We start from the raw sequence: 12,211 nt of genomic DNA on the forward strand, positions 1-12,211 counted from the left end.
CCACTTTTCTTGTGATAGAGAGGTTGAATGGAACATGGAAAATAAAAAATGGTGGAAAGAAACCGTTGTGTATCAAATATATCCACGCAGCTTTCAAGATCGAAACGGAGATGGAATAGGCGATTTGAAGGGCATTGTGTCCCGATTGGATTATTTGCAGGAACTCGGCATTGGTGCGATCTGGTTATCACCCGTTTGCAAGTCCCCTCAAGATGATTTTGGGTATGATATTTCAGATTATCAGGACATCGATCCCATGTTTGGATCTTTGGAAGATATGGAAACGTTAATTCATGAAGCCGGGAAACGAGGCATTCGAATCATTATGGATTTGGTGTTGAACCATACGTCGGATGAACACCCTTGGTTTCAGGAAGCCAAGAAAGGCAAAGATAATCCGTACCATGACTATTATGTCTGGAGAGATGGCGTGGAAGGAACGCCTCCGAACGACTTGGGGTCCACCTTCGGTGGTTCAGCCTGGGAATGGATGCCTGAGATCGGGCAATATTATTTGCATCTATTTTCCGTAAAACAGCCAGATCTCAACTGGGAAAACCCAAAAGTCCGGCAGGAGATATCCAACATGATCAATTGGTGGATTGATAAGGGTGTTGGTGGTTTTCGACTTGACGTGATCGACTTAATAGGCAAAGAACCGGATTTGAAGATTACGGGAAACGGGCCGAATCTGCATCAATATATCAGGGAACTGAGCAAGGAGACGTTTCAAAAAGCGGAAGACCTGCTAACGGTTGGAGAAACATGGGGCGCCACTCCGGAAATCGCCAAACTATACAGCAACCCGGACGGTAGCGAGTTTTCAATGGTATTTCAATTTGAACACATCGGCTTGGATGAACAAGAAGGCAAAGGAAAGTGGGATCTTAAGCCTTTGGATGTGATGGCATTAAAAAAGGTGCTGTCCAAATGGCAGACAGAGCTCAAGGGAGACGCCTGGAACAGTCTGTTCTGGAACAACCATGACTTGCCTCGAATCGTATCACGTTGGGGAAATGACGGACAATTCAGAGTTGAATCCGCTAAAATGTTGGCGACCCTTCTTCATGGCATGCAAGGTACGCCTTACATATATCAGGGTGAAGAATTGGGCATGACGAATGTTCAATATGCGATTGAAGATTATCGTGATATTGAATTGCTCAATTTTTACAAGGAAAGAATGGGGGAAGGATACCCTGAGAGCAGCATTATGGAGTCGATCTACGCCAAGGGACGCGATAACGCCAGAACACCGATGCAATGGAACGCTTCCGATAACGCGGGTTTTACACTAGGGGAACCTTGGCTTAAGGTGAATCCAAATTATACGTTTATCCATGCCGAGCAATGTTTGAATGACCCTGAATCCATATTCCATTATTACCGGAAGTTAATTCAATTACGAAAAGAACATGAAGTCATCGTATATGGCGATTATGAGTTGATATTTCCAGAGAATCAAGACGTGTTTGCTTATACCCGAACGTTGAATGGTACGGCAATCCTTGTCGTATGCAATTTCCAGGGATATACGACTGAACTTCCGCTTCAGGAGCAATTGACAGAGTCGAACCAGCTCTTGATATCCAATTATCTGGGCGAAATGTCAGAAAGCGAATTGCGTCCATACGAAGCCAGAATGTACCTTATTCAGGCTTAAAACATACTACTATAAATAAAGTCTATATAATCCGCAAAGGACTTGTGTGATTGATTCGTGCGGTTTATAAAGTGGTGGAGAAAGAAGGATTGTTTTCAATGAAAAGAGTATGGTGGAAAGAAACAGTAGCTTATCAAATCTATCCGAGAAGTTTTATGGATTCCAACGGGGATGGCATTGGCGACATTAATGGGATCATTTCAAAACTGGATTATATTCAAGATCTCGGCATTGATCTGATATGGATCTGCCCGATGTATAAGTCACCCAATGACGATAATGGTTATGATATCAGCGATTACTGTTCCATTATGGATGAATTCGGTACGATGGCGGACTTCGATCAATTACTGCATGAAGTGCATCACCGGGGCATGAAACTCATCATGGATTTGGTGATCAATCATACCAGTGACGAACACCCTTGGTTTATTGAATCCAGAGCTTCATTGGATAACCCCAAACGAGATTGGTACATCTGGAGAGATGGGAAGAACGAAGAAGAACCCAACAACTGGGAGAGCATCTTTGGCGGTTCTGCTTGGGCATATGATGAAGTCTCCGGACAGTACTATCTCCATCTGTTCTCCAAAAAACAACCGGATTTGAATTGGGCAAATCAGGAAGTTCGGAAATCCATTTATGAAATGATGAATTGGTGGCTGGATAAAGGTATTGATGGTTTCCGTGTCGATGCCATCAGCCATATTCACAAAGAAGAGGGCCTCTTGGACATGCCAATCCGAGAAGGCGTCAAATACATCTCTTCTTTTGAAAAGCATATGAATGTCAAAGGGATCCAGAATTATCTGCAAGAAATGAAAGAGAATACATTATCCAAATATGACGTCGTGACTGTTGGGGAAGCGAATGGAGTTAAGGTAGAGGACCAAGAAGATCTGCTAGATTGGATATGTGAAGTCAGAGGGAAATTTAATATGGTCTTCCAATTCGAACACCTTGACCTTTGGAAAAACAGCACAGACAGGCAACTGGATGTTCCCAAATTGAAAAACGTCTTGACCAAGTGGCAAAAATCACTGGAAGGCGTCGGCTGGAATGCTTTGTTTATTGAAAATCACGATCAGCCTCGCAAAGTTTCATCTTGGGGAAATGATACGGAGTATTGGTATGAAAGTGCCACAGCACTTGGAGCCATGTACTTTTTCATGCAAGGCACTCCGTTCATTTATCAGGGGCAAGAGATAGGCATGACGAACGTAGCTTATCCTTCCATAGAGGATTATAACGACATAGCCGATCGGAATTTATATCAGATCAAACGCGAAGAGGGGATGTCGCATGAGGAAATCATGAACATCATCTGGGCATCAAGTCGCGATAACTCCAGAACGCCGATGCAGTGGTCTTCTGCAGAACAAGCCGGGTTTACCAATGGTACGCCGTGGCTTAAGGTGAATGATAATTACGTTCATATTAATGTAGAGAAACAGCTGCAGGATCCGCGTTCCATCCTTCACTTTTATAAACGAATGATTCAGCTGCGAAAAGGACACGACACGCTGACGTATGGTATCTATGAGCTTCTTATGCCGGAACATCCAAGTGTATTTGCTTATACACGTACTCTGGCAGACCAACAGGTGCTTGTAGTAGTCAATCTCTCTGATCAAGCCGTAGAGCTTAAGGAAGAAGAGCATAGCCTTAACTTCTCCGAGATCTGGCTTACCAACTACGAAGATAGCAAGCTGCCTAAGATGCTGCGACCGTATGAAACGATCGTTGGTTTAAGTGATAAAAAATAAGTCTGATTTTCCTACAGGTATCCAATGAAGCAAACAGAGAATTCACTCTCTAATTTTTGACTTCAAGTAAGTGAACCCCTTAGATAAGTTATTGGAATAAGCGCCGTTTATCCAATGAATCTCTAAGGGGCTTTATTTATTATGCCTTCAGCCAGTAGAGGGCGTGAAACGAGTGAAGCAAAGTCATTTATTTTAAAAGGGGATATATTAAATAATTTTAAATTTAAGAGGGTTCTTCCTGCGTATACAGACGAGCATACTTCAGATTGATAATTTGTTGATTATCCTTTATTATGAAAGCGTTATCGTTAATTGAAAACTTATTGTACCATTCGGTCACTTGACCAACATATTAAACCTCGAGGTGAGTAGCGTGAAGTACAGAAGATTGGGCAAGACCGAGCTGGATGTATCCGTCGTAGGTGTGGGCACCTGGCAGTTTGGCGGGGACTGGGGTAAAGACTATACCCAGAAGGAAGTCGATGATATTCTTTACCGTGCCAAAGAGCTTGGTATTAATTTGATTGATACAGCGGAATGTTACGGACCTCACCATATGTCGGAAAACTTTATCGGCGATTTTATATCCCGTGACCGGCGTGAGGATTGGGTGATCGCATCGAAGTTTGGTCATCAGTGGCATGATCACTGGACCAATGCCTGGAGCGTAGATCAGATCCGTGTTCAGCTGGATGAATCCCTGAAAGCCCTAAGAACAGATTATATCGATTTGTATCAGTTCCATTCCGGATCAGATGAGGCTTTCGATAACGACGAGCTGTGGACCATGCTGGACAAGCAGGTACAGGCCGGTAAAATTCGAAATCTTGGTATCTCCATTGGCAGCAACGATAATCTGCATCAGACGAGCAAGGCTAGTGAGTTAAACGCGAAGGCTATACAGGTCGTATATAACCGTCTGGACCAGAAGCCCGAGGAGAGGGTATTCCCGTCATGTCAGGAGCAGGACCTTGGTGTGCTTGCAAGAGTCCCACTGGCCAGCGGCTATCTGAGCGGCAAGTACAAGCCGGGCGCAGTGTTCAATGACAATGTCAGAAAGGGACGCGAGCGTCAAGAGATCGATGAGAAACTACAGCTGGTAAGTGAAATCCAGAAGAACGAAGTTCCTGAAGGTGTCGACATGGCCTCGTGGGCTCTTGCCTGGTGTCTGAAGCATCCAGCCGTTAGCTGCGTCATTCCAGGATGCAAAAGCCCGGAGCAGGTTGAAGCGAATGCCCGGGCAGCAGATCTGGAGTTGTAAGCGAGCTGATCGTTGTACCTTGCTGAGGACAATATCGTTGTGGATTAAAACGGAGAAAGCAGCCGACCAAAGTAGAAGGGGTCGGCTGCTTTTTTTACCTAGAAGAATCAAAATTAATATTTAAATTGAATCGTCAAACGCTCTAACTTTTGAGACATATCGGACAAGGTTGTGGCTAAGCTCGTGATTTGTTCCATTGAAGCCAGTTGTTCTTCTGAAGAAGCAGCTATATTTTGGGAGTTGTCTGCAGCTTGAAGTGCAAGATTGGAGACTTGCTCTTGGCCCGCTGTGATTTCCTGGACACTTGCCGTGATCTGCTGTGTAACGCTGGCAAGTTCCTCCGTTTGTTGGGCGATAAAGTTGGTAGACCCTACGATTTTGTTAAACTGTTGTTCCGTCTCATTAGCAATCTGTATGCCGGAGTCGACGTCCTGTTTAACTCGATTCAACGTTTTGAGCGATTGTTCGATATCTGTGCGCATATCTTGAATCAACGTCGAAATCTGGCCAGATGATTGGTTCGATTGTTCAGCAAGTTTTCTCACCTCAGCAGCAACTACCGAGAAACCTCTGCCTTCTTCGCCTGCGCGGGCTGCCTCAATCGAGGCGTTCAGAGCAAGAAGATTCGTCTGCTTCGCAATATCCGTAATGGCATGCAGCATGGTACCGATCTGCAGGCTACGTTCATCCAGCATTCTCATGACTACATCCGTTTCATTAACCGACTTGTTGATTAGATTCATTTGCTTCGCCGTATGTTCTACGGCTGTACCACCTATGTTCGCGAGTTCCATCGCATCAACAGAAGAATCGGCAATGGTTGATGAGCTTTCCGCTATTCGCTGGATCCCGATCGATATTTCCTCGAGTGAGTTGGTTGTCCGTTGAAGCATCATTTGCTGCTCTTGTGCACCGGCTGCAGATTCCTGGATGGAAATGGTGATATTCTCCGTTGCCTGACTGGTGTGCTCCGCACCAAGAGTCAACTCTTTGGAAGATGAGGCTACCTGCTTGGTAGAGAGATCGACTTGACTTATAAGTGTTCTCATGTTTTTAATCATATGATTAAAGTCCTGAGAAAGCTCACCGATCTCATCTTTGGACTTCATCTTAACTTCTTCAACGGTTAAGTCACCGTCCGCAACGGATTTCAATCGCTTAGCGACCATAAGGATCGGCTTCGTTAGGCGTCCTGAGATGATGCTAACGATAATGGATCCAAGAACAACCGCCACAGCCATAACTATAAGAACAAGATACAATACTTGTGTGGCACCACTGTTAAACTCACTTAAGTAGGCACCCGAACCGATGATCCATCCCCAATGCGGGTCCATTTCAACATATGAAACTTTCGTTTCAACCTCACCTGTATCAGGTAGAGCCCACTTGTAGGTGACGAATCCGCCTCCGGCTGTTCCAACATTAACGAGCTCTTTTCCCAAATATACGCCATCTTCTGTAACGACATCTGTCAAATCCTGTCCTTCATTTGAAGGATTCATTACGGAATGCGCATCTTTGCCAACAGCCCATGGATATCCTGTTTCCCCTACAGTATATTCACTTTTAACAGGCCGCTTATTATCTGCATTCTTTTCACCGAGCAGTCCTACGCGGAGCTTCTCCTGCGCTTGCTCCAATGTTAAACTTCCGTTCTCTACCTGTTCGTTGAGGAGATTAATCATACCAATGACCATTCGCACACTATTTTCAAGTGCAGCCTTGCCGGATTCATTCATTTCATTTTTAGAAACGGTATAAGAACTGAACCCTATTACGATTGTGGGCACAATAAGTATAACCAAGCACAAAGAGACTAACTTAGCCCTTAACGTTCTCATTTTTAGAATGGATCCAATCTTTGTTTTCACTTCAGTTCCCCCTAAGTATGTCAATGTAGAGATCTAACTCAGAACCTGATAGTTAAAATTCGAATTAAATCTGTATCTAATATATCGAAAAAAAAGGAGGTAAAATGAAGTCTTTGAGCAATGAAAATCTCTGTAAACGAACTCGTCCGTTGTGCTCAACACAGGGCAAATAGAATTGGTAAAACCAATAGTGGCAATCGCATAAAAATGCATTCTTCACAAAGTAGAGAAGATGAATATATGCTGTCTGCGATGTTTCATAAAACAAAGGTAAACAAACATTTATTGTTGTATAATGATGGTAAAATATACAGGTGATATGATAGGAGCGAGGGATTTTGCACAGAAAGATTAAGATTAACCTTTTTTACTTAGCTGCTGGAATTTATCTGGGTATCGCCGTTGCAGCATTTGTTCCATGGATTGAGATTGGTTTGAAAATAACGGCATACTCAAGCATCATCGCACTATTAATAACAATCTATGACTCTTCTAAAGTTAGCTTTAGAATTAACTCAGAACAAGGGAATTTGCGTAAGCAAAGAGTTCATTATGTATTTATGTTAGCTATGAAAGTATTAATGATAATATCACCATTCGTTCTACTGTTCTGGATCAATTATGAGGATGATGAAGAAGTAATAGCCAAGATAAGTAATTACGTAACGTTTGCTGCTATTGGAATTGTGTTCTTTACAAGAGGCATGGAATTAAAAGGTGTAAGCAACACTCAAAAATGATTATAGGCATATTGTACTTTTATAGATTGAAAAGGGGTTAATACAGCGGCTTACCGACTGGAGAAGCTGGAACGGCTCTTAGGCATTTCACTAAAAGAACCCGAAAACCTGATGTTGCTAAATTTGGTTTTCCTGTTCCGCAGATTGTTAGAAGCAGAGGAGGCCAAGGTGTCCGACAATTGTCTCCTAGCTCTGGACTACCGAAATTGGTATCGGACATTTTAATCCCAGAACGAACAAAAGCCTGCTCTCAGAGGCAGGCTTTCTATTTTATGATCGTCGTTATGACCATCTTGATCGAATCCCAGGGACATTTCGATATCATCGATGACGAGACCCAGCGGACTCACATGACTAAGGAGAAAGGAAGCTATGCGCCTTACTTCATGGTTCGTGCCGGCCGTCTGATTCGACAGGTAACGAAGGCTTTATTATTATGGACCTGATTTACGGACTTCGACTTGAAATTGATCGGAATATGATTTGAGGTCCCCTGCAAGACCAGAGAGTTCCCCGGAGATGTTCGACAGTTCGCTCGCCGACCGTTGCTGTTCCACAGCACTAGCCGTGACTTCTTCGGCCATGGCTGAAGTTTCCTCGGTTGCGGAAGCAATATAACTGAGGTTCTGTTCCAACTCCTGACGAATAGAGTGCATATCCATCGTCCGGCTGTCTAAACTCTGAGCCAACTCATGCACTTCGGTCGATAAGCGGCTAACCTGTCTAAATGCCTGGAGGCAATCAGCGATCTGTTTCTCCTGTTCCTTAACTGCTACCATATTCGCATCAAAATGACTGCCCATACGATGTATCTCTTGAACAAATGAACTCAGGATCTCATCAATCTCCTGGATCGAACGTTCGGATTGTTGAGCGAGCTGTCCCATTTCACCAGCAACGACCGCAAAGCCTTTACCCGCTTCTCCAGCTCGGGCTGCTTCAATTGAAGCATTCAGGGATAGAATTTGAGTTTGTTTTAAAATGTTGTGAATTTGACCGCTAATAGAGGAAGCGAGTTCGGATTGAGTCGTCAGAGACCTGGAAATATCCTGTTGATGCTCAACACGTTTGGCATTCTCTCGACCCTTCTCAAGCAGAACTTCATGTTCACGTGTAACTTGTACTTGAACAGAAGATAGCTGCTCTGAAGTATGTGTAAACTGTTTCACATATGAACCTACTTCATCCATTATTTTGCCGAGATTCTCTGAATGCTGGACGGAGTGTTCTGTCTCTTCAGCCTGTTTCATTGAACCTATGGCAATTTCCTCAATCGCTCTGGAAAGTTCTTCGCTCTGACGCTGGTTCGTCTGAGCGGTTTCCGAAATATCTTTTGATGACCGCTGCAACGTATTTGATCCTTGCTGTATTCCCATTAGAATGTTCGTCAACTGGGCAACCATGATGTTAATCAAATCACTGATATCACCGAGTTGATCATTGGTCATATGTGTGGATACGACTTTAAGATTCCCATCAGCAACCTGCTCGAGGCTTGACTTAATATCGCGTACTTGTCTAAGAATACCTCGTACTACGAATAGCATCATGACCAAAGAAAGAATCAGTACAACCACAAAAATCGGGATAATGGTCTGATACGCATTATTCACGGATGTCGCGGAGACTTGATTCACTGCTCCAGCAGAAATATCAATGCCCAGATAGCCAATAACAACGCCTTGCGAATCCTTGATTGGTGTAAAGGAGGACAAAAGCTGTCCCCAGGTTGGATCGTCTACAATGCCTGTTGTGACAACTTCACCTCTTAACAAGGTTTCCTGAATCTGAGGGTTGAATTCCATTGCAGTGCCGTAAGGGCTATACTCTGTATCATCCCAATCCGCTCCATCCACGGTGTAGATCCACCCGTCCGAGGTTTTGTTATACATATAAACATACAAGGCTCCCGATTGAAGCCTAACTTTAACGAGTTCATCCCTAAGACTTTTATATTCGTTGCTCTCCTCTGAAGCAGTAGAAGATAATGTCTTAATTAATTCCGATTCCTGACCTAGTTGAGAGGCGGTATTCACAGCCAGCTGCTGATTGTTATGCTGCATGGTCATTAATGATGCGTTTTCACTGGAGTCGATGGTGGTCCACATGATTAGACCGCCCATGGCCAGCAGCGGAACCAGAATAATCAAATACAGTTTGAACCTTAAATCCATCTTTTTTTTGTAAGTCTGTCTCAAATCCTGTTCCCCCTTAGAAGTGTTAAACAATATGGTTATTCTAATAACCCATACTATTTATCGTAAAATTGAAGAGGGAAATGAAGACTGATTCTAGATTTGATTTATATTTATATATACGCAGATTATAAACTAACGTGTAAAAGTGAAAATTAGTCTGAAACAACAAGTCCATCAAAGTTCTCAGGGCTTACACGGATTGTTCTCAGCAAGATGGAGCTAACGATTGCGGAATAGGTCAATTGTGGCAAGAGTTGTGGATTAAAATCGTCGCCCTATAGTATGCCATCAAAAACAAAAATTAAAATGAGGGAAAATACAGCGGTGGAATGCATTCGTTCAAAACATATTGCTCTATGATTGGAGGAATTTAAATAATGATAATGGATCATGGAAAAGCCTAAGCGAAAGGTTCGGCACCGCTCATTTTTTTGACCACTCATAAAAGAACTGTATTTTTCTTACGAAATAATCTAAGATTTATTTTTAGGTAGTGATAACACTTGGTGATTAGGGAGTGGAAAAATATTTTTGTGGAGTCAGAGCAGTCATCTTTCAATGATTCTCGTTATCTAGGAGCTAGATAGCCTCTTTAAGCAGATTATAGTACTTGCTGATAGCTTTGCCGAGCACAATGGAACGAATGTTACATTGAATCTGCCTATGACAGAACATGCAATGCTTCTTAAAGCGCGACAAGCTATTCTTCGCGTGATTCAGGAAATTGGGGTAATCTTACCCTCTCATCCTCATCTGGAGCCACGTCGTTCACCGAGGTGAGATGCGAAATTCCGTTAAATGGAGTGAAGTTACATGCAGAAGATTAGAATATTAATTGTCGACGATCAAGAGCTTATTCTGGAGAGTCTGCATATTGTCCTGTCTCTTGAAGAAGATTTTGAAATTGTCGGATTAGCCAAAAATGGGGAAGAAGCCATTGAAGGCAGTAAACAATTTCAGCCGGATATCGTGCTAATGGATATTAATATGCCCGTCATGGATGGCGTTGCTGCAACGTCACGAATTAAGCAACAGCTTCCGGCGATTAAGATCATCATGCTGACCTCATATAAGGAAGTGGATTATGTTTTGACGGCATTAAGCCATGGAGCAGAGGGGTATCTACTCAAAGCGATCCGTCCCAAGGAGCTGGCTGCAGGAATACGTGTGGTTCATACAGGAGGTACATTAATTTCTCAGGAAATGGCGGCCAAAATGATAAAAAATATACCCCCGTCTGCTGCTCCAAAGAGCAATGAGTACGGATTGAGCGCACGTGAAATTGAAGTGCTTCACAAGTTGGCATCTGGCTTGCGCAATCAAGATATTGCTGAAGCTTTGTTTCTTAGTGAAGGGACCGTTAAAAACTATATTTCTTCCATCTATTCCAAATTGGATGTGAAAGGAAGAAGGGAGGCAACTCGCAAAGCCAGAGATTCAGGAATGATGGAAGAATAAACAGGTAGAACGTTTCTGATGTTCATAAAAAAACGGCAACTCATTGGAGTTGCCGTTTTTTTATGTCATAGGTTCAATTCATGACTAAATCGCACTATGTCAATATGACTTTTAAAGTCTAAATTTATAACAAGCGGAACAATCAATTCGAAAGATTGAAGCGCAGAGAGGGGTAATTCGGATGAAAAAAATGAAGAAATTATTTTTGGGGATCGGCATTGCTGTTTTAATACTTTCAATGGTGGTTCTTTACTTTCCAACATGGACTCCGAAAATAAAAGGGGAAAATAGTATTAGTGTACTGGAACAAGTAGAGATCAATGGAACAGGTCATGAAATCATGATCCGCGGTCAGAATGTAGAGAATCCGGTCATTCTGTATGTACACGGTGGGCCGAGCGCATCTGAAATTCCGCACGCCAAGCAATATCAGGATGCACTGGAATCCAGATTTACCATTGTGAACTATGATCAAAGAGCAAGCGGAAAGTCTTATGATTTTTTTGAGGATTACTCCAATTTATCATCGGACTTGCTGGTTGATGATATACTGGCTATCACGGATTATATCTCTGAACGCCTTGGCAAGGAAAAGGTGATCCTGATCGGCCATTCCTTCGGTACTTACATTGGTTCTTTGGCTGCTCATAAAGCACCGGAGAAATATGAAGCCTACATCGGAATTGGTCAGGTAGGAGATACTAAGCAGAGTGAGATGGACGGTTGGAATTATGTAATGAAACAAGCTCAGCTTGCAGGTAATAATGATGACATAGCAAGTTTGAATCAGGTTTCTGAAGCCATTAATCAAGGGCAGACATTCACACCGAGAGACATTGTTACACGATACAATGGTGCTGCGAGATTGATGGATAACCCTGATGACAGTTTCCTTGGAATGACGTTCAGTAGTGAATACAACATGCTCGATGTCATACGTTATTATAAAGGAATGACTTATTCACAAGGAATTCTAATTGGTGAAGTGATGAGTCGTCCATTGCCTTCCTTAATTAAGAAGCTGGATCTGCCATTTTATTTTGTTATGGGAGATTATGACTTTATGACTTCGTCCCATGCTGCCAAGCAGTTTTTTGACGGAATTAAAGCTAACAAGAAAGAATTTATTTCTTATAAAGAATCGGCTCACTACCCACACTATGAAGAAAAGGAAAGATTCTTCAATTGGATGATAGATACCTTTACTCAGTAACATTTGTTAGAAATTAAAAAGTGAAGCGGGATGGAATA

Annotated in this window: 10 protein-coding genes; 8 read left to right on the forward strand and 2 right to left on the reverse strand. The window is 42.7% G+C overall.

Annotation, left to right across the window (positions count from 1 at the left end):
- Positions 1–34: 34 nt before the first annotated feature.
- The 3 genes from M1D71_RS14405 to M1D71_RS14415 all read left to right on the forward strand — a co-directional run bounded on the left by M1D71_RS14405 (position 35) and on the right by M1D71_RS14415 (position 4,690).
- Entirely contained in the window at positions 35–1,663 is a 1,629-nt protein-coding gene (locus tag M1D71_RS14405) for a glycoside hydrolase family 13 protein (RefSeq protein ID WP_458127030.1), read from the forward strand.
- A gap of 98 nt (positions 1,664–1,761) precedes the next feature.
- Positions 1,762–3,429: a glycoside hydrolase family 13 protein gene (locus M1D71_RS14410; protein WP_458127031.1), complete on the forward strand. Its 1,668-nt coding sequence runs from the start codon at positions 1,762–1,764 to the stop codon at positions 3,427–3,429.
- Between the two features lie 373 nt (positions 3,430–3,802).
- Positions 3,803–4,690 carry an aldo/keto reductase gene (locus M1D71_RS14415; protein ID WP_458127032.1) on the forward strand — a complete coding sequence of 296 codons (888 nt, stop codon included), beginning with the start codon at positions 3,803–3,805 and terminating at the stop codon, positions 4,688–4,690.
- Between the two features lie 113 nt (positions 4,691–4,803).
- Here M1D71_RS14415 and M1D71_RS14420 read toward each other — a convergent pair whose 3' ends face one another.
- The gene (locus tag M1D71_RS14420; protein WP_458127033.1) at positions 4,804–6,564 is read right to left on the reverse strand and encodes a methyl-accepting chemotaxis protein; all 1,761 of its coding nucleotides are present in this window, start codon (positions 6,562–6,564) and stop codon (positions 4,804–4,806) included.
- 338 nt (positions 6,565–6,902) lie between these two features.
- Between M1D71_RS14420 and M1D71_RS14425 the strand changes: the two genes are divergently transcribed.
- The 3 genes from M1D71_RS14425 to M1D71_RS14435 all read left to right on the forward strand — a co-directional run bounded on the left by M1D71_RS14425 (position 6,903) and on the right by M1D71_RS14435 (position 7,750).
- Complete coding sequence (locus M1D71_RS14425) at positions 6,903–7,304, forward strand: hypothetical protein (protein WP_458127034.1); 402 nt, start codon at positions 6,903–6,905, stop codon at positions 7,302–7,304.
- Between the two features lie 66 nt (positions 7,305–7,370).
- Positions 7,371–7,529 carry a hypothetical protein gene (locus M1D71_RS14430; protein ID WP_458127251.1) on the forward strand — a complete coding sequence of 53 codons (159 nt, stop codon included), beginning with the start codon at positions 7,371–7,373 and terminating at the stop codon, positions 7,527–7,529.
- A 47-nt stretch (positions 7,530–7,576) separates the two neighbouring features.
- On the forward strand, positions 7,577–7,750 hold the full coding sequence (locus M1D71_RS14435) for a hypothetical protein (RefSeq protein ID WP_458127035.1): 174 nt from the start codon (positions 7,577–7,579) through the stop codon (positions 7,748–7,750).
- On the opposite strand, the gene M1D71_RS14440 is transcribed toward M1D71_RS14435, so the two are convergent.
- On the reverse strand, positions 7,739–9,502 hold the full coding sequence (locus M1D71_RS14440) for a methyl-accepting chemotaxis protein (RefSeq protein ID WP_458127036.1): 1,764 nt from the start codon (positions 9,500–9,502) through the stop codon (positions 7,739–7,741). The two genes, M1D71_RS14435 and M1D71_RS14440, sit on opposite strands and share 12 nt — an antisense overlap.
- An 813-nt stretch (positions 9,503–10,315) precedes the next feature.
- Between M1D71_RS14440 and M1D71_RS14445 the strand changes: the two genes are divergently transcribed.
- Positions 10,316–10,960, forward strand: coding sequence for a response regulator transcription factor (locus M1D71_RS14445; protein WP_145325454.1), 645 nt, complete (start codon positions 10,316–10,318; stop codon positions 10,958–10,960).
- A 181-nt stretch (positions 10,961–11,141) separates the two neighbouring features.
- The gene (locus tag M1D71_RS14450) at positions 11,142–12,173 is read left to right on the forward strand and encodes an alpha/beta fold hydrolase (protein ID WP_458127037.1); all 1,032 of its coding nucleotides are present in this window, start codon (positions 11,142–11,144) and stop codon (positions 12,171–12,173) included.
- Positions 12,174–12,211 lie beyond the last annotated feature (38 nt).

The sequence above is a fragment of the Paenibacillus sp. Z3-2 genome, from assembly GCF_054161325.1.